A 23,371-nucleotide genomic window follows, 5' to 3' on the forward strand; every position below is an offset into this window, starting at 1 on the left:
CACCTCATCTTTATCTTATTTACTATTTGTACTATGAAAATCAAAATATTCAGAATAAAATATGGGGGATTCAGTCAAACAAAGGTAATATTGCTACCCTTATCTCGTATTAACTGGCAGTATGCGCCCCACCATACCTAAGAATGATGGGGTCCCAACTGCTAGTAAAAAACTCGATTAGTTCCGAAACACAGACATTGTCACAGAAAATAGTGATCTGGGCTTGTGTTCCTTTTACTATCAGTGGTGATGAAAAGAAAATCTACATCAATAGAAATTTCACTTTTCAATGCTAGGGGGCGGATCCTTATGATATTGTCCGTCTATGGACGAATAGTTATTTATATCATTGTCCATTTTGTCTACGGACGGTGATGGTTTCTCCAGCGATACCCCAATTATCTGTATTCACTTCATCAACAACGACTACTGTTGTATTGGGGTTTTTATTAAGCACATCTACTAATAATTGAGTTGCACCTTTAATCAGTAAGGCTTTTTTTTCCGGCGTAACATTTTCATTTGTAATTTTAATATTTACATATGGCACATTTATTCCCTCTTTCCCTGTAATTCTTCATAGTTTATAGGCTGATTTTCATTGCCTGTTTTTCTGTCAAATTGAATGCCGCTTAGCAGCAATAAGCCACCGACTAAAACTACGCTGGAAGCTCCTATTAAAGCAGAATTATAGCTTTTGGTGTAGGATGATAAAACACCAGCAATAGCTGGTCCAACCATTTGTCCTATAGCATAAATGGCAGTAAGATATCCTATGATCTTGCTGCTATTTGATGGGCTCATTTGACGGGCAAGTGTTGTGGCAAGTGTAGTAATCCCCATAAATGTAGCCCCAAATAATAAAGCACTTATGAATAAGCCATTTTTAGAGATTAGAAAAACAGGTAGTGCGATCCCAATCGATTGCAATAGCATTGCAACTATTAAAGATTTTATAAATCCCCATTTTTTTGCAAGAGATGACCAAATGATACATGAAGGGATTGCAGCCACTCCCACTACTAACCAAACTAGAGTAGCATTGCCATCAAAGCTGGATGTTTTCTCTGCAATGGATACGATAAAAGTGCCCGTGACAATATAACCTAATCCTTCTAGCCCATAAGCTATGATGAGCCAAGGAATCCACTTTGTGGGGGGAACCTGTATAGCAACATCTTGTTGAGTTTTTGAAACAGCAATGGGAGAGTCATCTTTTAACCAAATCCATACAAAAAGAGTGAAAATGGCGCTTATAATGGCTAATCCTATCCATGCACCCTCCCATTTGAATGCACGATCTAAAGAGGGAATGATTAAACTGGTTAAAAAGATTCCTGTTCCTACTCCTCCATAGAAAAGTCCTGACCAGTCTGTCTTATTTTTAGCAGCAAGCTGATCTAGTACGATACTAGAAGCTAAAACAAAGACAAAAGAACTAGCTACACCTGAAAGAAAACGTAGTACATACCAAAGAAAATAAGAATGGAATATGCCCATACATGCAGTAGTGATAATACTAACGATTAGACTGAATCTTAAGGAGACCGCCCGATGATTTTTTAGTGGGATAACTCCTGCTAAAACGGCTCCCAATAAATATCCTGCATAATTACTGGTGGCCAGGTAACCAGCAACTGCATTTGAAAAAGAGAGGTCATTTTGCATCAACGGGAGAATAGGCGTATAAGCAAATCGGCCAATTCCCATTGCAATGACTAAAGACAATATCCCACCAATTAAAAAAAGAAATGGTTTTCTATCCAAATATTCACCTCCTTTAAAAATTTTACAAATCTATAATAGCCTTTTTTTGTTATATGGTATAATACATAAAACCGATACCTGCTATCAGTTATTTAGATAGCACAAAAAAAGGGGGCATTTCAGTGGATTTACAAGCTTTGAAAATTTTCAAATCTGTTGCAGAGCTTGGGAGTATTTCTCAGGCTGCACAAAAATTGAATTATGCTCAATCTAATATCACTACGCGTATTCAACAATTGGAAACATCATTTGAAACGACTCTATTTTTTCGACATCACCGAGGCGTTACCTTAACTGCTAAAGGGAAAGTATTATTAGCATATACAGAAAAAATATTTCGTCTTATAGATGAAACGAGCAAAGTGATGAAAGACCACCAAATACCAAGGGGCCCTCTCATTATCGGATCTATGGAAACGACTGCTGCTGTCCGCTTACCATCCCTACTTTCAAAGTATCATCATGATTATCCGGAGGTAGAGCTCACATTAAAGACTGGACCTACTGAAGAAAACATCCAAGGGGTTTTGAGATATGAACTTGATGGGGCATTTGTAGCTGGCCCTGTTGAACATTCTGATCTTATCCAGCAGACAGTGGTAGAGGAAGAACTGGTACTTATAACCGATACCGTCCATCCCCCTTTGTCATCGATTAAAGATATTCAGAATCGAACTCTTCTAGTATTTCGTTCGGGCTGCTCTTATCGGGCCAAACTGGAGCAATGGCTACATCAGGAAGGGATAGTACCTAATAAGACGATGGAATTTGGTACATTGGAAGCGCTTCTTGGTTGTGTATCTGCTGGTCTTGGGATCAGCTTGCTGCCTTTTTCGACTGTTGAGCCATATGTCCAACATGAAAAGATCAGATATCATTCTATTCCAAGCATGTTTTCAACCGTAGAAACGGTATTTATTTATAGAAAAAATGAATTTATGAGTACAGCATTTATAAAATTATTAGATGTGTTAAATGAAAACATGATGAAAAAATCGATTATCACTATTTAAAATTAGAATATGATTTTTTAAACTGTTCAGTATTTAAATAATAAAAACTCAAAAACATACTTGACCTATAAGAATTATATAATATAAAATACTATTAGTAGAATAATAATAAGCTGATTAGACAACTAAAGGCTTCCTGAATCTTTTGATTAGGAGGTCTTTTTTTATTTTCATTCAGCAAATACCCTTGGAGCGAAAGTAAAATGTTAGTCATAAAAAGATGCCATCTCAATAGATAATGAGATGAATATGAATCAATCAGTAGGTACCAAGCGCCCACTGAACTAAAGGAGGAATTTTAATGGACATTCTATGGTTTATGCCGACATCAGGTGATGGGCGATATATTGGTACGGAAAAAGGTAAACGTGAAGTCGATTATGGATATATGAAACAAATAGCGATTGCAGCAGATGAACGTGGATATGACGGTATATTAGTACCCACGGGGAAAACTTGTGAAGATGCTTGGGTGGTTGCTTCATCTCTTATACCATATACCAAAAAATTAAAATTTTTAGTTGCTTTACGACCAGGCCATATATCTCCAACAGTGGGGGCACGTATGACTGCGACATTCGATCGCTTGTCTGAAGGTCGCTTGCTCATCAATATAGTAACAGGTGGAGATCCAGTTGAGTTAGCAGGAGATGGACTTCATCTAGATCATGATGAACGTTATGAGCAAACGGCTGAGTTTTTAGATATTTGGAAAGGTGTGATGGCAGGTCAAAGTGTCGATTACAAAGGAAAATATTTTGATATCGATCAAGCATCCTTATTATATCCTGGTGTCCAAAAACCATATCCGCCGTTGTACTTTGGAGGGTCTTCAGAAATGGCTCATCATATTGCAGCAGAGCATATAGACGTTTATCTGACATGGGGAGAACCTCCTGAAAAAGTAAAGGAAAAGATTGCAGATGTTCGTGCAAGAGCACAAAAGATTGGCAGAAAGGTTCGTTTTGGTATTCGTTTGCATGTCATTGTTCGTGAAACAGAAGAAGAGGCTTGGCAAGCAGCAGAAAAATTAGCAGAGAACATTGAAGAAGACGCTATACAAGCAACACAGGCAGTTTTGACACGTCAGGATTCAGTTGGTCAGCAACGTATGACGGCATTGCATCAGGGTTCGAAGCGTTCACTAGAAGTTAGCCCAAATCTTTGGGCAGGCATCGGATTGGTGAGGTGGGGAGCAGGTACAGCACTAGTGGGAGATCCTAAAATCGTGGCTGAGCGTATTCGTGAATATGAAGCACTTGGGATCGACACGGTAGTATTGTCCGGCTATCCACATCTAGAAGAGGCACATCGAGTAGCTGATCTATTATTCCCGTATTTAAAGAGATAAAGTGAAACTCCATCAGTGTGGGGTTTCTTCATCACCCACTGAACTAGAGGAACTTAAGTGAAAAGCGCCACGTCCTGTGGCAACACCTGAGGGCCCAACATACTGCCCGCCCAAATCAATCGGATGCATGCGGCAGTTGATCCCCCATTTATCTTTGTCGGTTCTCTCTCAATCTTGAGATGGGGAACATATTGCCCGTTAAAGCGGGATAAAGGAGTCATATGAAGATGTTTTTTCAAGAAATAGATATCCAACAACAGCAAAATGAATATTTTCCTTTATTGCAGCAACTGTATCCTTTTTTGATAAAAGAGGATTTTGAGGTTTTGATTGTACATATGCTTGATGGCGGGTATAAGCTGATTGGATTGTATGATCATAGCAAGTTAGTAGCAATTGCAGGAATTTCTATTGCGTTTAATTTATATGATGGGAAACATTTGTACTTATATGATTTAGTTTGTGATGAAAATTATCGGTCGAGAGGCTATGGAAAAAGAATGGTGGAATATTTAGAGCATACTGCGAATGAAGCAGAATGCAGTAGCATTGTTTTATGTTCAAAATTTGAGAGAGTCGATGCTATTCGTTTTTATACTGAAAAATTAGGATTTAAAAAAACAAAATACGTAATAGAGCGAAAACTTTAGAAAGTGGCGACAAGATGAGAGAAAGAAAATATCTAATAAAACTAGTTTCCTTAGTATCTATCTTTATCTTTTTCCTTATTTGGACATTGATTACACATTTTAAACTTGTAAGCCCAGTGTTTATTCCTTCTCCTATTTCGGTTTGGAAAGCTTTTGTCGATGTTGTACAAAATGGTTACAAGGGAAACTCGTTGTTTTCTCATGTTTTTGATAGTTTATATCGTTTATTTACAGCTTTTTTATTGGCACTTATAACAGCCATTCCATTGGGGTTGTTGAGCGGTTCAGTAAAGTGGATACGTGCGATATTAGATCCTTTTATCGAATTTTACCGACCATTACCACCACTGGCCTATTACACACTGCTTGTTTTATGGCTAGGGATTGAGGATGTTTCAAAAATCGCATTACTTTATTTAGCAGCGTTTGCGCCACTTTATATTGCAGCGATGTCGAGTGTTCAAAAAATTCCACAGGACCGAGTCAGGGTTGCTTATTCACTTGGAGCAAATAAATGGAATCTATTTTCAAAAGTAATCTTTCCATCTACGTTACCAGATTTATTCACTGGCATTCGAACAGCAATTGGATTTACATACACAACATTGGTTGCTGCGGAAATGGTAGCTGCAACTACAGGCTTGGGATGGATGGTGCTTGATGCAAGTAAATTTTTAAAAAGTGATTATGTGATAATGGGCATCTTTATAATGGCTATTTTGGCAATGCTATTAGATGCAGTTGTCAGAAGTTTAGAGAAAAAATTAGTACCTTGGAAAGGGAAAGAATAGGAAGTGTTTTGATGAAAAAGAATATTTTCATAGTATTTATATTGGTGTTAGTGCTTGTTATGAGTGCTTGTTCAAACACAAAAAGTAGTAATGGCAACAAAGAGGGAAAAGAGAGTGGAACAGCAGATTATCCTGAAAAAGTGACAATTGGTTATCAAATCATTCCCAATGCGGAATTATTGGCGAAAGAACTTAAATTAGTAGAAAAAAAGTTTCCGAATACAAAAGTGAAATGGGTTCAATTCGAATCTGGCCGCGATGTAAATACAGCTATGGCTTCAGGCGATATTGATTTAGGGTTGGCAGGAACTGTCCCTGTTGTAACGGGGATTGCAACTAACTTACCATATCAAATTTATTATATTCATGATGTGATAGGTGAAGCAGAATCATTAGTGGTGAAAAAAAATCTAAAGATTAAAAGTTTCAAAGACCTAAAGGGAAAACGTTTAGCAGTCCCATTTGGCTCTACAGCTCATTTTAGTTTACTAAAGGCTTTAGACAGTAATGGCATCAATCAAAATGAAGTGAAAATTTTAGATATGCAGCCACCAGATATTTTGGCTGCATGGAAACGTGGCGATATAGATGGAGCGTATATTTGGCATCCTACATTAGGCAAGATAGAAAATACAGACGGTCAAGTATTAACGACATCTAAAACATTAGCAGATAAAGGAATCATCACAGCAGACCTTGGCATCGTTAACAAAAAGTTTGCGCAAAATTATCCAAAATTTATAGCAGATTATAAAGATGTCTTAGATCAAGCCATTGCAAAATATAAAGAAAATCCAAAAGAAGTAGCACAATCATTAACGACTATATTAGGCGTTGATGAAACTGAAACTTTAAATCAAATCAAAGGATTAATCTGGATCAATTCAAAAGAACAACAATCTTCAAAATATCTTGGCACAGAAGATAAAAAAGGAGATTTAGCAAAGGTTTTAGAAGATACAGGAAAATTCCTAGTAGACCAAAAAATAATTACATCAAATCCAAAACTATCAGCTTATCAAGAAGCTATTTATAGTGGAAAGTAATGAATGAGGGAGTGAATGGGCTTGGTGATTGCTCCATCTGAACGAACCAATGAAATGTCACGAGATAAAACATTGATTCAACTTCGCGATATACAGTTGGTGTATGGCGTAAAAAAATCAACTAGAACAGTGCTGGACCATATAAATTTAGATATTCAAAATGACGAATTTGTTTGTGTACTGGGTCCTTCCGGTTGTGGTAAAACATCTCTTTTGAAAATCATCGCAGGATATGAAAAACAAACTGCTGGAAATATTCTTATCGATGAACAACCACATCCTGGACCAGGGCCCAATATCGGCGTAGTGTTTCAACATGCAAATTTGTTTCCATGGCTTACGGTCGAAAAAAATATCAGCTTCGGTTTAAAAATGAAGAAAATATCTAAAATTGAACGAAAAAAAATAGTAGAACAATATATTCAGATTGTCGGTTTAAAGGAAGCGGCGACCCTATTGCCTCATGAGCTATCCGGAGGAATGAAGCAAAGAGTTTCCATAGCTAGAGCACTCGCTCCTAATCCAAAAATTATTTTAATGGATGAACCTTTTGGTGCGCTTGATTCTATTACAAGGCAGTCATTGCAAAACGAATTGCGTCATATTTGGCAGCAAACCAATAAAACAATCTTTTTTATAACACATGATGTGGATGAAGCAATAACATTAGGAAGCCGAATAATTGTTTTGAATGGCAAGCCAGGCAGAATTGTATTAGATGAAAAAAATCCACTCGTTAGCAACAATGATATTGATTGTCGAGAACTAGATGGTTATAAAGAATTCAGACATAAACTTATTCTGAAACTTGAGCAATAGATAAGGTTAGGATTTGGATATGTGAAGTAATTCTTAGAGAAAAATTTGGAAGATGAATTCAGAACCTTTTAAAAATGTCCAATAGCTCATTCTATTAACAAGTGTGTTAATTAGAAAAAATAGTGTGAAAATCGGCTAGCAATGAGACAATTATTCTTATAGATGGACTTTTGATGCGCTTGCTAAATTTCTCAAAAATATATGGTTGATTTTTCTATATCTACACCAACATGATATAATCATAAAAAACAATCATGAAAAGAGCGGAGGCGTATGGAATGAACTGGGCAGAAGTTCGTCAACATTTTCCGAATCGTTGTGTCCTTGTGGAGGCTCTACAGGCTGAAACGAAGAGTAATCAGAGAAAGATAGAAGATATGTCAGTGATCGATGACTTTGATAATGGAAATGCCGCTTGGAAAGTTTATAAAAAATTACATGGTGATAATCAGAATCGTGAATTATATATTTTTCACACAAATAATGAAGAAACAACAGTAATTGAGCAATCTTCTATAGGAGTTCACCAAAATAATGAAGTTTATAATGGATGACGGATTACCCATAGTGTCTGCGGAAATTGCATATAATGACAGGAGAATGAGGTTTGATAATCTTTTGATTGATACTGGCTGTGCTTCTACTATTTTAGATACAGATTTAGTTGAGGAAATCGGTCTATTATTGGATCTTGAAAATGCCATAACAAGGAGAATGTACGGAGTTGGAGGCACTGAAATTTGTATTGAACAAAATGTAGAGAGCCTTTGGATCAGTGATCTTGAATTGGAAGACTTTCCTATTCAACTAGGGGATATCCGGCATATGTATGGATTCGATGGAATCATTGGCAGTGATTTTTTTGTCAAACATCAGTTAATGATTGACTTTAAGAACATGGAAATTAAAAAGATCTAACAAAATTAATGGGCAGCGTATGAAAATTAAATTTTATAAGCACATGAAAAAGTTTCTTACGCGATATAAAGAGTCGATTTGGCATTGCTGAATTGACTTTTTTGATGTTTTTTTGTTTACAACTCAAGTTATATAAGGTTTTACTTTACTGTTGGCTTCTTGCTTTCACCATTTTGTAATATTAAAATTTGATTGAACGATCAAAATAAAAAATGATTAATCAAAAATGGAGTGCTTTTAAATGGAGCAGAAAGTAGATGGCTATAAAAACCTTCCTCGGTGGCTTCAATTGGTAATCCCAATCATCAACATGATTTTGGCAACAATAGCGGCTGCTTATATTAATAATCTTTTTGATCAAGAATCATTGGGGTTTGTACAATGGATGAGAATCGTAATATTTAGTATCATGATAATGCTGTTTTTAGGTTCCACAATTATTTATCTTTTTCATAAAGAATTATCTTGGAAATGGTTTGTTAGTGGTGTGACTTTATTGCCAATCCTATTGATACTTCAACTTGTAGTGCTATTGATTAAAGTCATTAAAACGTTTATTACTTCTATTTTCTAAGGAAGTCTTCCAAAACCACTTCAGCAGTTTACCGAAAATTATCCGAGTAAATTTGATGTAATTATTTTATCCCGCGTTAACGGGCAGTAAGACCCCCACTTCAAGTTTTAGAGAGAAACGAGAAAGATAGGGTGGGGAATCAACTGCCCGTAAAAGCCCGATTGGTTCAGCTAACCATCAGTGGGGGTTGAAGAAAACCCCACTGATGGAAGCTTCACTTTATCTGTTCTTTTTATTATTGGAATTGTGTGGATTATTGATAAACTAAAGAGGAGAAGGAAATAGCAGATAAACGGAGGAATTAATATGGGGGATCAACCATCCTTTATAGCAGAAGCAAGAAGAGAACAAATTATAAAAGCAACGATTGAAACACTCGATGAAATTGGATATGTCAATATAAGCCTTGCGAAGATTGCGAAGAAGGCAAAAGTCAGTACAGGTTTGATTTCGTATCATTTTAAAGATAAGGAAGATGTGATCAACCATACATTAACTTATCTATTAGAAAAACAATTTGAATATATCCAAAAGAGCGTTTCAACAAAGAAAAAAGCGTATGATCAATTGGTTGCTTTTATTGATGCTTTGGTCATTTATCAAGCCACCTATAAACAAAATAATGTTGCGCTGATCGAAATTATTTTTAATGCACGTACAGAAGACAATATTCCTTACTACAAATTGTCAGATGATGAGGAAGATCCATTATATATTTTTTTACAAGATATTTTACGTTATGGACAGGAAACAAAAGAATTTACGGATTTTGATGTGAAAAATATTTCTGTTATGATACAAGGTGCTATCTCTGAAAGTATGTTGATGAATGATCAAAAATTGAATATACAATCTTATAAAAATGATTTAGCAAAAATGATCATGAAGGTAGTGAAATAAGTTAGTAGGTATGTTGAGAAGGGAAAAATCAGGATAGATGGTTTAAGAGTGATAGGGAAGGATCAACTAATAAAATCCTTTTTTGAAAATTTAGATGTTAAAGATAAAAATATATAATATCAGGCGTGTTGATTAGGAAGAAATTAGGAAATATTTTTGATATAATTTTTAAAAAAACATGTATTTTTCGTTCCATTTATGTAGATCTTCGCTGCGGCTTGCTCGACTCCCTCTTAAAATGTTGTTATATCAACGTTTGCTAGAGTTTTTTCGTGTGAAAAAAATTTTTTCTTGGCCAAGATAGAGTGAGAACTAGTTTGATATTTCCATTTGTTTAAATAAATAACAATGTTAGTGTACGCTACGCTAAAGCTAATTGGAAATGAATTAACTCTATTGCCATTATTTGATGCACATTAGATCTCTGCGATGCTCCCGCGGGAAAAGCGAGACAGTTGAGACCCTGCACGAGCGTAGCGAAGGAAGCGGCTCAGCGCTCGCCCGCATGAGTCGTGCAAGCCGTAGCGGAAATCAACGAATTTTCCCTATCTTTATGGAGAAAATTGGATCATCAACACGCGTGATATAATATGAAGCTTTCCAAAATAGTATGAATACGGTGAATGAAATAGAAGTTTGAAGCTTGGCATCCATTAATGAAGGGTGAGGGATAAGGTGAACCATACAAAACATTATTTTTGGGCTGTTCAATTACCAGAAGTCATAAAAGAAAATATGTATCGAGAGATGAAGAGGATTCAACCATTCTTTCCTTTTAAGAAGTGGGTATATATGAGTGATTATCATATCACCCTTGCTTTTCTTGGATCAATGGATGAACAGAGGCAGCATTTGGTTATCGATCTAGTTAGTAATGCGCTGAAAGATCAAAAAGCTTTTCAGCTGCAGATCCAAGGACTTCATATTTTTGGAAATACGAAATCACCGCGAATTTTTTGGAGTGCAGTCAATCATGAAAATAGTCTATTTCAGCTTCAAAGAATGGTTCATCAAAAATGCCAGGAAGCTGGATTCACATTGGAAACTCGTTCTTATCAGCCACATATTACATTAGCAAGAAATTGGATAGGAGATCAGGAATTTGATACGGCGTTATTAGAAAAATGGAATCCTTTTCGTGATCAGCCCTTATCGTTCTTAGCCAATAAAGTCGTATTGTATAGAACAGATATCGATAAAATCCCAAAATATGAACCGATTGAAACGCTTTCTTTAAGGAGTTGATAAACTTTATAGAATCCAGATGAGGGAAAAACACCTGTTTTCTCTCTATTTTTAAAAAATATTCCATTAATTTAAGCCTTTAAATGAGTAATTGAAGACGTAAATATTCTCGTACGTGGATACAATTCTTTTTTCCGTGGATAGAAGAGTCACCTTCGTGGATAGAACCTCTTCTTCCGTGGATAAGGGGCCATTTCCCGTGGATAAAAGAGTATTTCCCATGGATTGGATTTTGAAGAGGAGTCAAGTCCTATATTTTGTGTAAAATTAGATTCAATGTTAGACCCGTGAAAATAATGATGATCATTGGGAGCGTAATAATTGTCCCAACAAGGGCATGCCATTTTTTATTTTTTTGATGATGGGATGCATTTTGTTTTTTCTTCCATGCCTTTCCTTTAAAAGCCATGTAAACACCTGAAAATAGTAGGAATATAGCCCAACAAGCGGCCAATTCTACTAAATAATTGACGACTGTTCCACCAACAAATAAGGAACTATGAAAATTTCTCATAACATTCGAAAATGTATATTTTGCATTTTGACTTCCGACGATTTGATAATTGTCATCTAAGAATACATATTTTTCGTCGCCATTTCTGTCATCCATTGTTAAGCGTGTATTATAAGGGTCCTTAAGAACGATGACTTTCGATACGGAATAGCCTTTAAATTGCCCCTTGGCTTTTTCTATTCCTTCATCGATCGTCAATTTTTCAGTATGCGCACTCTTTCCAAAGAAATAATCATCATAAGCTTTATTTTCTACATTGGGATAAAACAAGTAGCCAATACCACTAAGTGTTAAAGTGAGCAATAGTGGTGTGATAAATAATGCGGCGTAAAAATGCCATCGCCAAAAACGATTGTATAATCCTTTGTTCATTTTTTCCTCCTATACATTCAAAGATTTTTAGGGAATGATACTATTCTATAAAATGACTGTGAAGTTTGAATGAAGATATTAAAAAATTTTAGAAAAAAATGATCCCTATTGATAATTAGAAAAATAAATGAAACAAATTTGTTTATACATACGTAAATAAAGTGAAACTTCCCAAAATGGGGGATCCTTCATTCACGCTGTTGAAGCGATCGGATCAGCAAAACAAGTGAAATGGGCTGAAGACAATCCTTCATTCACGCTGTTGAAGCGATCACTTGTTTTTTACATCTCTATTTAGTGTTGCGGAGATTTTGCTGATTGTGAACGCTGAATGGACGAAATACGAATGTACTGGACTTGAAATAGAAAAGAATCATCAGAGAAGAATATGGATAGATCCAGTATCAGCAACTATTCACATGTATCTATTGGTTATAAACATACATACGATTCGATAAAGGAAAGGGATGATGAAGATCGATATTTATCTAAGTTTAATGGATAGCATATATCTATATATGTGTATATCTAGCTTCATCGTCCTTTGTGGGCTGTTGGTCTACATTGGTTTACTGATGAATAATGGGACTTTTTTAGGTGATATACAAGAACCTAAAGGTGAAGCCCATTACGATGAATGCCCTGTTCATATTTCAAATTTATGGTTTGTGCCATTTCTTCACTGGATGATTAAATGTCATTATTTCTCGACTCTTCATGATGATAAACCGCATAGTGCCTTCTATTTTTAGATAATTACTAAAAATAGAAGGAGATTCGTATATGAAACAAATTGGATTTATCATTTTTTCGCTATTCATATCTATCGTATTATCTGGTTGTACAAATACAGATAGTGCGGATTCTAATATTTTCTTTCAATTATTTGTCATTCCTGTTGAACACATTATTCATTTTTTATCGGAAAACTTTCATGGAAGCTATGGATGGGCAATCATTGTAATTACTTGTGGTATTCGATTACTTCTAATGCCCTTTATGCTTCATCAAATGAAAAAGCAAAAAGAGATGCAAAAGCAAATGGTGCAAGTAAAACCGACGTATGATTCTTTACAAGAAAAAATCAAAATGACGGATGACATGGACAAAAAGATGGAGTATCAGCAGGAGTTGTTGAAGTTGTATATGAATAACATGCCTATTACTACCAGAGGGTGTTTACCTTTCTTGCTGCAAACACCGCTTTTAATGGGTCTCTATTATGCCATTCGATATGATCAAACCATTGCATCACAGCCATTTTTATGGTTTAACTTAGGAACGCCAGACATTGTTCTTACTTTGATCGCCTGTCTTCTGTATTATTTGCAATCTTATTTTTCTCTGCGAACCTTAAAGGAGAGTCAGCGTAAGCAAATGAAATATATAGGATTTATCTCACCTATAATGATTGGCTTTATTAGTTTAAATAGTGCTTCAGCGCTCTCTTTATATTGGTCAACAAGTGCAGTACTTTTGATTGTGCAACAATTGATCGCTATCAAACTTTATTCTAAGCATGAAGTAGCAAATGAGGTTCAAAGCTGATGATAGATTGTTCGAGAAGTCTTTTTATAGGAGATGGATGCCTTTTCAATCAATCACCTGACAAGAGAAAGTTGGCAACCATTAAGAAAAAACGAGAAAACAATGGTTGTTTTCTTTGAAAGTGAAACGGTAGGAGCAAAGCTTTTAGCAAACAAGGAGCACTAAGATATAGCAACGGCTAATCTCACTTGTAATGGATCAACTATATTTCAAATGAGCCTAGCAGAAAAATATATCCATAAAAGAGCGCGGAATGTTGTTAAATCAGTATTCCGTACTCTATTTTTTAGGTCTCCGCATCCTAATGGATCAACAACTCTCGAACGAACGAGGGAAAAACCTTGTGTTCCACTTGTTTCTAATTGAAGCCTTGAGTCAATCAACAGCTCCCAAACGAGGGCAAAAACTCTGATTGCTCTTTATTTTTTTTGGAAAAAACTTCAAATGTTTGGAGTTCTAAATAAGCAATCGGTGACGTAAATATTCTCGTTCGTGGATACAATTCGTTTTTCCGTGGATAGGAGAAACAACTTCATGGATAGAATCTCTTTTTCCGTGGATAGAAGAGTCACTTTCGTGGATAAAGCCCCTTCCTCCGTGGATAGAAGATCATTCCCCATGGATAGAGTATTTCCCGTGGATAGGATTCTGAAGAGGAGTTTTCGGGCAAGATCGAGAAGCTCCAGACGTAATTACACGAGGGCGTAATTGATCTTGAAACATATTTAAGAAAGTTTGAGAATAATTTTAGCAATAGGTAGCGATTCCATTAAAAATTATTTTTATAAAAATGTGTAAGAGCAAAGTTTGATAGAAGTGCTAAAATTAAATTAATCATAATTTGAAGGAGGACTGTTTATGCAAAAAATTGCAATTATTGGTGGAGGACCAGCAGGGTTGATGGCCGCAATCGATGGGGCAAAGAAAGGATTATATATAGATTTATATGATCAATACAATATTGGAGACCATATTCGATGTGCAGAAGGATTTTTTGATACATTAAATATACTAGGCGAACCAAAATATGGAGTTCGGTTCAAAGTAAAAGAAATAGAACTTGAAATCAAAAAAGACTATGTATTTCCATGTGATGAAAAAACAAATATTTGGATGATCGATAGACGCGAATGGCAAATTGGATTGGCGGCAGAAGCAAGAGAATTAGGTGTGCATATATATGAAAATTCGCCAGTTTCTAAAGAAAAACTAAAGGAACTTTCGCATGACTATGATTGGGTGATCGATAGTTCTGGGGTCCCATCTGTTACCTCAAAAGTATATGAGTTCAACCAATTTTATAAAGAAACATCAGGTATTACCGTTCAATATACCTTATTGGGTGATTTTAGTGATCGATATGGAAGTATAAAAGCGGCACTGGAAGAACATTATGATGGATATTATTGGATTTTCCCAAAATCAAATAACGAAGCAAATGTAGGATTGATCTTCTTTAGTGAGAATCATTTAAAACCATGGGAAGAGCTAGAACGGATCATTGAAAAAGAAGGATTATCTACTTACACAAAAACAAGAAAATTTGGTGGTATGTGTCCTGTTGTAAGACCTGAAAAATTAGTTTATGACAATATCATCTTAACGGGAGATGCAGCTGGTTTAGTTTCTGCATTACATGGTGGAGGAATTGATAATGCATGTATTTCTGGTCAATTAGCGATTCAATGTATTGCAGCTAACAATGTGGAAGCTTATGAAACAGAGATTGATCGGGTATTAGGCGATAAGTTAAAAGGTGAAAAGGATCTTGCGGATTTAGTGTATTCTATGAATCTAGGTGTATTAGACGGTATTGTGAAAATGGTACGCCATACCAATAAATCAATTGGTGATTTTGGTTTTTTAAATGGTCATGCAGGTGCGTTTAAAAAATTTGCCATTCTCAAAGGGCTAATGCCAAAAGTATTTCAAAAGTAATCATCTTGCGTGATCAGTGATCCATAAATGATTTCCTTTCCATTTGAAATCTAAATATTAGTTGATTTCATAGCTTATAGTGTGTCGTATAGTAAACAAAGGACGCTTCTTTCAACATAAACGATCCACTTTTGTTCTCGCGTTAACAATTCTATCACACCAACACTCAATAAGTAGGGGAATCAATTGTAACAGCTTGATGAATTCAATTCATGCATAGTGGGGGACGAAGGAAACCCTCACTGTATGTAAATTCATTTGATAAAAACTAAAAGAAACCATCTCCATTTGTTCAAAACAAAAGAGAGGTTTCTTTTTACAAAAGGGTAGAGAACTTATTCTATTTTTTTTAAGCCCTGTCCGTTCACGATTAATTGAATTCCTTCCTCACAATATCCGTAAGAACGCCAAGAACAGGTTTTACAGATTGTTTGAATATCTGAAGGGATAACAGATTTTTGAATGTGTAATTCAATATCCTTCCATCTTAAAACTTGACCAATTTTTAACCCTATCTTCTCCAGAATCACAGCATCCCTTTCATAGATGTTGGTATCTTGGCAATGATATTCCCCATTATTTGGATACTTTTCACATAATTGATCTGGTCCATTGACAAGCTGGACGAATGTCTCTGGGTTGACTCTCAAAGTTTGATATAAACGTGTCATATTTTCAGCATATTCTTTAGAATAGCCCATTCCCCGATAACCTAGAAGACAAAAAATATGATGTCCTCGCAACCTATACATAATTTTCCTCCTAGCTGAATCAGACATTTAGTTAACTAAATAAAATAATTGATTAACCTATTATTTTTTATCATAACATATTGAATCAATAAAAAGTGACCGTTTCTAAAATTATCATGGAAGTGCCAAAAGAGTTTTAAACCTCTCAGTGTAGGAGAATAGTTTAGTCAAATTTTTCTGCATTTCCATAAAAAGCTTCGTTCGCTATTTTAATAGATTCACTTGGACATCCTTCATAAGCATCTTCGAGATCATCGTAAAGTTTTTCTGGTACTGCAGTAGTTCCTTGATTATTATCTAATATGACATGAGAGTTTCCTTTGACATCGTGTCCAAAAATTTCAGGTGCAACATCATTGCATGCGCCACAGGCAATGCAGGTTTCTTTATTAACAATTGTATATTTCATGATTTTTCCTCCTAATTTTTATCTCGCGTTAACGGGCAGTAAGACCCCCACCTCAAGGTTTAGAGAGAAACGAGAGATAGGTGAGGGTACAACTGCCTGTAAGGTATCGATTGGTTAATCAACACACAGGGGAGATAAAGAATACCTTCTCTGTTAAATTTCACTAGCATCTATCATATTGTTTTTCCTTTCATTAAACTCGTGCTATGAAGATGAAGTGCTTGCATATCTGCAGTGGGATCAATATAAACTTTTGCACTACTGACAGCGATAGGTGCTTCCCCAAATCCAGTTGCGATTAGCTTAATCTTGCCTTCATATGTGCAAATGTCTCCCGCTGCAAATATTCCTTCTATATTCGTCGCTAATCTGCTGTTGACAACGATTGAATTATTTTCAATTTCTAGTCCCCAATTTTTGATAGAGCCAAGGGAGGAAGCAAATCCATAATTGACGATCACAGCATCTGTATCTATGGTCATTTTCCTAGTTCCCCGCACCTCTTCAAGTACGACCTGTTCAATTTCATCTTCTCCAATTAGTTCAACTGGAGCAAACGGTGTTACCATTTCAACTGTCGAATTTTTTAATTTTTCTACACTCTGTTCATGAGCGCGAAATGTTTCTCTCCTGTGTACTAATGTGACATGCTTAGCAATCGGCTCTAACATTAAAGCCCAGTCAACGGCTGAATCACCTCCACCAAAAATGACCACTTGTTGTCCTGCAAATTTGTTTAGGTCATCAATAAAGTAATACAGATTGCGACCTTCATATTTTTCTATTCCTTCAATCTGTAATTTTTTGGGTTTAAATGCACCATTGCCAGTTGTGATTATGATGGCTTTTGAATAATGAGCTTCAGTATTTGTCGTTAGCTGGAAAATACCATTAAATTGCTTTTCAATATGCTCAACAGATTGTTCCAGACAAATGGTAGGTGTAAATTGCTCCATTTGTGCTTTTAGGTTATGGATAAGTTGTTGAGCACGGATTTTTGGGAAACCCGCAATATCATAAATATATTTTTCTGGATATAATGCCGATAATTGTCCGCCTAACTGTGGAAGACTTTCAATCATTTTTACTGATAGTTGTCTCATTCCAGCATAAAAAGCAGTGAACAATCCTATTGGTCCTCCTCCAATGATAGTGATATCAAAAACTTGATCCTTTCGTGACATTTGCACACGCTCCTTATCGGATATCTATTTTTTATTTTGGATCTGTTAACCATACTGTTATGATTCGTTTAGAATTTCATCTAGGATCTAGGCCATTTCCCAAAATTACCAAAAGGGAAATACAACAAATAGTTAAAAACTAAGGCAAAAAGTCCATTTAGATAAGTTCTTGGCAGAGATCAACGATATTTTATGCCAAAGCTTTGTTTTTATTTTTATGAATAGATCAGCAAGATTTGTATGATGAAAGTAATCTATAAGGGCTACTCACTTGCTTTATATGGATTATTCTAATGAGGGAAAATGAAAATACCGTGAAATTCATTCAATAATGTGTAAATAAAAAATACATTAATCATTTACATAAAGTGGTTGTGCGAGAAGGGCAAATAAAAATGCGGATAATGCAGGCTTACCCCATGTTAACAGGCAGTAAGCCCACTTAAAGATGAAAGAGAAAAGCAGGAGGAGAAGTAGGGGGATAATGGCCCCCCCTACTGCGGGAAGATTCACTTTATCCCAAACGGAAGAATCGTTTCGTATTTTCAGTGGAATGTTTTGCTACTTCTTCTGGGGAAACGCCCATATATTTCGCTATTTCAGTTACAATATGCGGAAGATAGGCAGGTTCATTTCTTCTATGTTTGGGTTTTGGTTGCAATGTTCGAGGAATTAAATAAGGGGCATCTGTTTCAACCATTAGTCGATCAAGCGGAATGTATTGTACAGCTTCTTGTAGTTCTTTCCCTCTTCTTTCATCACAGATCCAACCGGTAATACCGATATAAAAGCCCATTTCTATTAATTCTTTTACTTCAGTTTTATCTCCTGTAAAACAATGAACAACTGATTTTTCAATTTGATCTTGATGATTTTTCATCATATCAACAAAGCGTGCATGAGCATCTCGAACATGTAAAAAGAGAGGCATGTCCATTTCTTTTGCTAAATCTAGTTGTGCTTCAAAACATTGTTCTTGGATGGTTTGAGGAGAGAACATTCGATTAAAGTCTAGTCCGCATTCCCCAATAGCTACGACTTCCTTTTGTTTGGCTAGCTGCCGCAGTTCATTGATAGAACCCTGATGGAATTCACTAGCATCATGAGGATGTATTCCTGCTGTTGAAAAAAGTACGTGGGGATATTGTTTGGCAATTTGTAGCCCCTCTCTACTTCCTTTTACATTCGAACCTGTAACAATCATTTGACCAACATTGTTTTGAATGGCTCTTTCAACGACCTCTGCTCGATCTGTTGTAAATTGTTTATCTGTTAAATTAAGACCAATATCTATGAATGACTGCATCCAAATTTCCTCCTAATAGTTCTTTAGATGATCCCTCTCTATTTTAGTGAATTACATCGAGTGTGTATACCAATCGTTATTAAATAGACTTTTTCATGGAAGGCCTTGTTTCAATCTCTGTGATTCATTCTATTTTAAAGGTGGATGGCTTTTGCGAGTATAGTTAGAGTTTTTAGTTTGCCAGCAATTTTTTTCCTGTCGCTTCGTTTCTATAGTAGAAAAAATGATGTGTTTATCCCGCTTTAACGGGCAGTAAGAACCCCGCCTATTTATTTTTCCAATAAATCTGTTAATAATTTAAACTTAAAATAAGCGCATTCCTTGTAAAGAATATAATTAGTTGTTATGTTTTAGTTAGTTATGAGGGTAAATGTTCATGATGAAAAGATAAAAATCCAGATAGGGGCTTATAAATGCAAAATAACGATATATTAATTAGATTGAGATATGCTTTAGATATTAGAGATAAAGATATGGTCGAGATTTTTAAACTTGGTGGGGTAGAAGTTACAAGAGACGAAATGCGAAAGATTCTTACAAAATCAAAAGATACATATGAAGACGAGGTTGATGTAGAAGAATCTGAGGATCAGATTAAATGCAATGATGAAATGCTTGAGTCTTTTTTAAATGGTTTTATTACTTTTAAAAGAGGACCACAACCACCTAGACAAGAACAATCTAAAAGTGAGAGTACATCGGAATATAGCAAGGACCATATCAATAATATGCTTCTAAAAAAATTAAAAGTAGCACTTCAATTGAAAACGGAAGATATGCTAGATATTCTTGATGACGGAGGAATTATTGTTTCAAAAGGTGAATTAGGTGCTATCCTTAGAAAACCTAGTCATCGAAATTATAAAGAATGTGGTGATAATTTTGCACGTAAATTTTTAAAAGGATTGGTTGCAAGATATAGAGGATAAGCCAAGCGAACGACTAAAAAATCAAAAACATCTTTTTTCCTGAAAGGGATTTATGCTTTTTAGACGATACTAATCGGAACAGGGAGGAACTGCTGATGGAAATTGGTATTACAACTTTTGTAGAAACAACACCAGATGTGTCAACGGGTGAAGTGAAAAGTCATGCGGAACGTATACGTGAAGTAGTAGAAGAAATTATACTAGCTGATCAGGTAGGATTGGATGTCTTTGGGGTTGGGGAACATCATCGCGCTGATTATGCATGTTCTGCGCCTGCTGTTTTACTTGCAGCAGCTGCATCACAGACGCAACATATTCGATTGACGAGTGCTGTTTCTGTGTTGTCCTCTGATGACCCGGTGCGTGTCTATCAAGAGTTCGCAACGCTCGATGCGCTTTCGAATGGACGTGCTGAAATCATGGCAGGTCGAGGGTCATTTATCGAATCGTTTCCATTATTTGGTTATGATTTGCAAGATTATGACGAATTGTTCGATGAGAAATTAGATTTATTATTGAAAATTAGAGAATCTGAAAAAATAACCTGGAATGGAAAGCATCGTCCGTCTATCGATAATCGGGGCGTGTATCCTCGTGCTACCCAAAATCCTTTACCAGTATGGATTGCGAGTGGAGGAACACCTCAATCAGCGATACGGGCAGGCTTTCTCGGATTGCCGCTCGTTTTAGCGATTATTGGTGGAAGTCCATTGCATTTTGAAAATGTCATTCATTTATATAAAAAAGCAGCAAAACAGGCGGGACACGATGTTTCAAAATTAAAGATTGCTTCGCATTCTCATGGCTTTATAGCTGAAACGACAGCGATAGCCAAAGAAAAATTTTACCCATCAACAGCACAAGCAATGAATGTTTTAGCGAGAGAACGCGGTTGGGGACCATACACGCGCCAAACCTTTGACGAAGCAAGCAGTTTGGAAGGCGCTTTATATGTAGGAGACGTAGCAACTGTAGCAGAAAAAATTATTTTTCTTCGTAAAAACGTTGGGATCACGCGGTTCATGCTTCATGTACCAGTCGGTTCAATGCCTCATGAAGATGTGTTAGATGCAATTAAATTATTAGGTACAGAAGTCGCACCAATCGTAAAAGATGAAATCAATCGATGGGAAGCAGAAACAGAGGATACATTGTAGAAAATAGATTTTTCTTGAAATGCGATAGAATTCTGTTAGATGATGATTTCAAAAAAGAGGAGCTGCTTGAAAGGCAATCTTTACACGTGAATGATCAAATAGAGCACGAAGAATGTTGTCAATCAACGTTCTTTGTGCTCTATTTTTGCTGTTTGAGCGATTTTCTTTAATGTTTTTCTTCCGCTTCTGCAATTGCTTTTGTTTGTTGAACAGTGCCATGCGGATGTTGTACGGGTGCATAGATAGAATACAATTTAATAGGCTTATCACCTGTGTTCGTAAGATTATGCCATGTGCCAGCAGGTATGAAGAATGCAAACCCATCATATACTTCTCTTTGGAAATTTAAGTTGTCTTTATGATTTCCCATTTGGACAAGTCCTCGCCCCTCTTCAATCCGTATAAATTGATCGAGATGAGGGTGAATCTCCAAACCTATATCTTCTCCAACATTGATGCTCATCAATGTAAGCTGCAAATGATTACCTGTCCATAAGGCAGTACGATACGTATTGTTTTGTTCAGTGGCTTTCTCTAAATTAACAACAAAAGGCTTTGGACCATGATCCTCTAAAGCAATTAAATGATCAGGTGATGCTATGCCCCCAAATGGATGTGGGGCAAATTGATAAGAGTAGGGATTATTATAAAATGGAGTGAAGGAAGGATACCCATTATAATAACCTAAATTTTGCATGGCTTGCGAATAACAATAAGGACATGAATACGAACTATACATACATCCCATCCTTTACTTGGGCTTCTTCACTATTGTATTCGCTATCTTGGAAAATGTGATTCAAGTATTTGTGGGCACTATAAAAAGATCGCTAAAAAGTTAAAAGTATTTATTGCCATCAGCTATAAATGGAGAGATATGAACTTATCCCGCTTTAACGGGCAGTAAGACCTACATCTCAAGATTGAGAGAGAAACGAGAAAGATAGATGGGGATCATACTGCCGCATGCAGAAGGATTCTATTTTTTGCCGTTGTAAATGGATTTATAAATATATATCAAGAAACATTGGTTTAGCAATGTATAGGAGATAAAAACAAAAATACATTTACATTTTCGAAAATACATTTACTTTAAATTAATATTCTGTACACAGTAGGATAACAATTCACCTTTATGATAGGGTTGTAAGTTGGAATGAAGAGAAAAAAGATGGATTTAATAAAGGGAGGAAAAAAAAGTGAAGTTTTCAGGTTTAAAAATGTCAATGGTTGGATTAATCTTAGCAGGTGCTTTAGCCGGGTGTGGAAATGCTAAAGACAGTGATAGCACTACTTCTGGTTCTGATGACTCCAAAAAAACAGAGACTTCAACAGAATTAACAGGAACAGTTACAGCTGCTGGATCAACTGCACTTCAACCTTTAGCTGAAGAAGCGGCAAATGAACTTCAAAGTTCTAATCCAGAACTTACAGTTACTGTACAAGGTGGGGGAAGCGGAACTGGTGTAAACCAAGTAGCCTCTGGCGCTGTCGATATCGGTAACTCTGATGTTCCTTCAGCAGATAAATTAGAAGATAAAACAAAAGCGGACAAGCTTGTTGATACGAAAGTAGCAGGGATTGCCTTTGCTATGGTAGTAAATAAAGATGTTAAAGTCGAATCTTTGACTGAAAAACAAATTCAAGATATCTTCTCAGGAAAAGTTAAAAACTGGAAAGATGTTGGAGGAAACGATGAAAAAATCAATGTTATTAATCGTCCAGCCTCTTCTGGTACTCGTGCAACATTCGAATCCATTCTTATGAAAGATGCTAAAATTGACGATAGCCTTGGAACAGCTCAAGATTCAAACGGTGCAGTCGAACAATCAGTTAACTCAACACCAGGTTCTATTAGTTACCTTGCAATGTCTTATTTAGTAGGAGACAAAAAGGATGCTTTAAAAGTTTTGAAGATTAACGATGTTGAACCAACTACTGAAAATGTTGCAGCAAATAAATATCCATTCTGGGCATATGAATATATGATTACTGATGGTGAACCTAAAGATGCTGTAAAAGGATTTATTGACTTTGTATCTGGTGAAGATTTTGCTGATACAGTGGAAAAAATGGGTTATATCCCAATGTCAGAATTAAAATAATCAGTTTTTGAATGAAAATAACGGATAAAAAGAAGAGGCGGGCGGGGCTACTGGCCAGCCTCTTCCTTTTATTTGTCAGTAAG

The 23,371-nt window shown here is 35.9% G+C and carries 25 protein-coding genes; 16 read left to right on the forward strand and 9 right to left on the reverse strand.

Annotated features, from left to right (window positions below; translation table 11 throughout):
- Positions 1 to 346: 346 nt before the first annotated feature.
- On the reverse strand, positions 347 to 550 hold the full coding sequence (locus FEZ13_RS12765; RefSeq protein ID WP_146553015.1) for a tautomerase family protein: 204 nt from the start codon (positions 548 to 550) through the stop codon (positions 347 to 349).
- A gap of 2 nt (positions 551 to 552) precedes the next feature.
- The gene (locus FEZ13_RS12770; protein ID WP_186725905.1) at positions 553 to 1,767 is read right to left on the reverse strand and encodes a YbfB/YjiJ family MFS transporter; all 1,215 of its coding nucleotides are present in this window, start codon (positions 1,765 to 1,767) and stop codon (positions 553 to 555) included.
- A gap of 122 nt (positions 1,768 to 1,889) precedes the next feature.
- Between FEZ13_RS12770 and FEZ13_RS12775 the strand changes: the two genes are divergently transcribed.
- The 11 genes from FEZ13_RS12775 to thpR all read left to right on the forward strand — a co-directional run bounded on the left by FEZ13_RS12775 (position 1,890) and on the right by thpR (position 11,074).
- On the forward strand, positions 1,890 to 2,780 hold the full coding sequence (locus FEZ13_RS12775) for a LysR family transcriptional regulator (protein ID WP_146553016.1): 891 nt from the start codon (positions 1,890 to 1,892) through the stop codon (positions 2,778 to 2,780).
- A gap of 301 nt (positions 2,781 to 3,081) precedes the next feature.
- Positions 3,082 to 4,131: an FMNH2-dependent alkanesulfonate monooxygenase gene (gene ssuD / locus FEZ13_RS12780; protein WP_146553017.1), complete on the forward strand. Its 1,050-nt coding sequence runs from the start codon at positions 3,082 to 3,084 to the stop codon at positions 4,129 to 4,131.
- 227 nt (positions 4,132 to 4,358) lie between these two features.
- Entirely contained in the window at positions 4,359 to 4,781 is a 423-nt protein-coding gene (locus FEZ13_RS12785) for a GNAT family N-acetyltransferase (RefSeq protein ID WP_186725906.1), read from the forward strand.
- A 14-nt stretch (positions 4,782 to 4,795) separates the two neighbouring features.
- Positions 4,796 to 5,572, forward strand: coding sequence for an ABC transporter permease (locus FEZ13_RS12790; protein ID WP_146550106.1), 777 nt, complete (start codon positions 4,796 to 4,798; stop codon positions 5,570 to 5,572).
- Positions 5,573 to 5,583: 11 nt separating this feature from the next.
- Positions 5,584 to 6,618 carry a taurine ABC transporter substrate-binding protein gene (locus tag FEZ13_RS12795; RefSeq protein WP_146553019.1) on the forward strand — a complete coding sequence of 345 codons (1,035 nt, stop codon included), beginning with the start codon at positions 5,584 to 5,586 and terminating at the stop codon, positions 6,616 to 6,618.
- A gap of 15 nt (positions 6,619 to 6,633) precedes the next feature.
- Positions 6,634 to 7,437, forward strand: a complete 804-nt coding sequence (locus FEZ13_RS12800; RefSeq protein WP_146553020.1) for an ABC transporter ATP-binding protein — start codon at positions 6,634 to 6,636, stop codon at positions 7,435 to 7,437.
- 278 nt (positions 7,438 to 7,715) lie between these two features.
- Positions 7,716 to 7,991 carry a hypothetical protein gene (locus FEZ13_RS12805; protein ID WP_146550103.1) on the forward strand — a complete coding sequence of 92 codons (276 nt, stop codon included), beginning with the start codon at positions 7,716 to 7,718 and terminating at the stop codon, positions 7,989 to 7,991.
- Positions 7,972 to 8,355 (forward strand): retropepsin-like aspartic protease, encoded by a 384-nt coding sequence (locus FEZ13_RS12810; protein ID WP_146553021.1) that lies wholly within the window; start codon positions 7,972 to 7,974, stop codon positions 8,353 to 8,355. The genes FEZ13_RS12805 and FEZ13_RS12810 overlap by 20 nt, the downstream gene beginning before the upstream one ends.
- A 241-nt stretch (positions 8,356 to 8,596) precedes the next feature.
- Positions 8,597 to 8,929 carry a hypothetical protein gene (locus tag FEZ13_RS12815; RefSeq protein ID WP_146553022.1) on the forward strand — a complete coding sequence of 111 codons (333 nt, stop codon included), beginning with the start codon at positions 8,597 to 8,599 and terminating at the stop codon, positions 8,927 to 8,929.
- A 306-nt stretch (positions 8,930 to 9,235) separates the two neighbouring features.
- Complete coding sequence (locus tag FEZ13_RS12825; RefSeq protein ID WP_146553023.1) at positions 9,236 to 9,829, forward strand: TetR/AcrR family transcriptional regulator; 594 nt, start codon at positions 9,236 to 9,238, stop codon at positions 9,827 to 9,829.
- A gap of 675 nt (positions 9,830 to 10,504) precedes the next feature.
- The gene (gene thpR, locus FEZ13_RS12830) at positions 10,505 to 11,074 is read left to right on the forward strand and encodes an RNA 2',3'-cyclic phosphodiesterase (RefSeq protein ID WP_255473163.1); all 570 of its coding nucleotides are present in this window, start codon (positions 10,505 to 10,507) and stop codon (positions 11,072 to 11,074) included.
- 250 nt (positions 11,075 to 11,324) lie between these two features.
- Here the strand turns inward: thpR and FEZ13_RS12835 are convergent, their stop codons facing one another.
- Entirely contained in the window at positions 11,325 to 11,960 is a 636-nt protein-coding gene (locus FEZ13_RS12835) for a PepSY-associated TM helix domain-containing protein (RefSeq protein ID WP_146553024.1), read from the reverse strand.
- A gap of 783 nt (positions 11,961 to 12,743) precedes the next feature.
- On the opposite strand from FEZ13_RS12835, the gene yidC reads away from it, so the two are divergent.
- Positions 12,744 to 13,508 (forward strand): membrane protein insertase YidC, encoded by a 765-nt coding sequence (gene yidC / locus FEZ13_RS12840; RefSeq protein WP_146553025.1) that lies wholly within the window; start codon positions 12,744 to 12,746, stop codon positions 13,506 to 13,508.
- 440 nt (positions 13,509 to 13,948) lie between these two features.
- On the opposite strand, the gene FEZ13_RS12845 is transcribed toward yidC, so the two are convergent.
- On the reverse strand, positions 13,949 to 14,128 hold the full coding sequence (locus tag FEZ13_RS12845; protein ID WP_146553026.1) for a hypothetical protein: 180 nt from the start codon (positions 14,126 to 14,128) through the stop codon (positions 13,949 to 13,951).
- Positions 14,129 to 14,366: 238 nt separating this feature from the next.
- Between FEZ13_RS12845 and FEZ13_RS12850 the strand changes: the two genes are divergently transcribed.
- Entirely contained in the window at positions 14,367 to 15,446 is a 1,080-nt protein-coding gene (locus FEZ13_RS12850; protein ID WP_146553027.1) for an NAD(P)/FAD-dependent oxidoreductase, read from the forward strand.
- 335 nt (positions 15,447 to 15,781) lie between these two features.
- Here FEZ13_RS12850 and FEZ13_RS12855 read toward each other — a convergent pair whose 3' ends face one another.
- From FEZ13_RS12855 to FEZ13_RS12870, 4 genes are all read right to left on the reverse strand, one after another.
- Entirely contained in the window at positions 15,782 to 16,198 is a 417-nt protein-coding gene (locus tag FEZ13_RS12855) for a DUF1284 domain-containing protein (protein WP_146553028.1), read from the reverse strand.
- Between the two features lie 163 nt (positions 16,199 to 16,361).
- On the reverse strand, positions 16,362 to 16,607 hold the full coding sequence (locus FEZ13_RS12860; RefSeq protein WP_146550095.1) for a ferredoxin: 246 nt from the start codon (positions 16,605 to 16,607) through the stop codon (positions 16,362 to 16,364).
- Between the two features lie 173 nt (positions 16,608 to 16,780).
- A complete protein-coding gene (locus FEZ13_RS12865; RefSeq protein ID WP_146553029.1) occupies positions 16,781 to 17,791 on the reverse strand; it encodes an NAD(P)/FAD-dependent oxidoreductase in 1,011 nt (336 codons plus the stop codon).
- 514 nt (positions 17,792 to 18,305) lie between these two features.
- The gene (locus FEZ13_RS12870; protein WP_146553030.1) at positions 18,306 to 19,097 is read right to left on the reverse strand and encodes a TatD family hydrolase; all 792 of its coding nucleotides are present in this window, start codon (positions 19,095 to 19,097) and stop codon (positions 18,306 to 18,308) included.
- A gap of 413 nt (positions 19,098 to 19,510) precedes the next feature.
- On the opposite strand from FEZ13_RS12870, the gene FEZ13_RS12875 reads away from it, so the two are divergent.
- Together FEZ13_RS12875 and FEZ13_RS12880 are read left to right on the forward strand one after the other, a co-directional pair.
- A complete protein-coding gene (locus FEZ13_RS12875; protein WP_146553031.1) occupies positions 19,511 to 20,026 on the forward strand; it encodes a YehS family protein in 516 nt (171 codons plus the stop codon).
- A gap of 95 nt (positions 20,027 to 20,121) precedes the next feature.
- Positions 20,122 to 21,183: an LLM class flavin-dependent oxidoreductase gene (locus tag FEZ13_RS12880; RefSeq protein ID WP_146553032.1), complete on the forward strand. Its 1,062-nt coding sequence runs from the start codon at positions 20,122 to 20,124 to the stop codon at positions 21,181 to 21,183.
- Between the two features lie 166 nt (positions 21,184 to 21,349).
- On the opposite strand, the gene FEZ13_RS12885 is transcribed toward FEZ13_RS12880, so the two are convergent.
- A complete protein-coding gene (locus tag FEZ13_RS12885) occupies positions 21,350 to 21,922 on the reverse strand; it encodes a cupin domain-containing protein (RefSeq protein WP_146553033.1) in 573 nt (190 codons plus the stop codon).
- Positions 21,923 to 22,403: 481 nt separating this feature from the next.
- Here FEZ13_RS12885 and FEZ13_RS12890 point away from each other — a divergent pair, with 481 nt between their 5' ends.
- On the forward strand, positions 22,404 to 23,288 hold the full coding sequence (locus tag FEZ13_RS12890) for a phosphate ABC transporter substrate-binding protein PstS family protein (protein ID WP_146553107.1): 885 nt from the start codon (positions 22,404 to 22,406) through the stop codon (positions 23,286 to 23,288).
- Positions 23,289 to 23,371: the final 83 nt, after the last annotated feature.

Origin of the sequence: Rummeliibacillus sp. SL167 (assembly GCF_007896505.1) — a bacterium.
In the GTDB taxonomy this organism is placed as follows: Bacteria; Bacillota; Bacilli; order Bacillales_A; family Planococcaceae; genus Rummeliibacillus; species Rummeliibacillus suwonensis.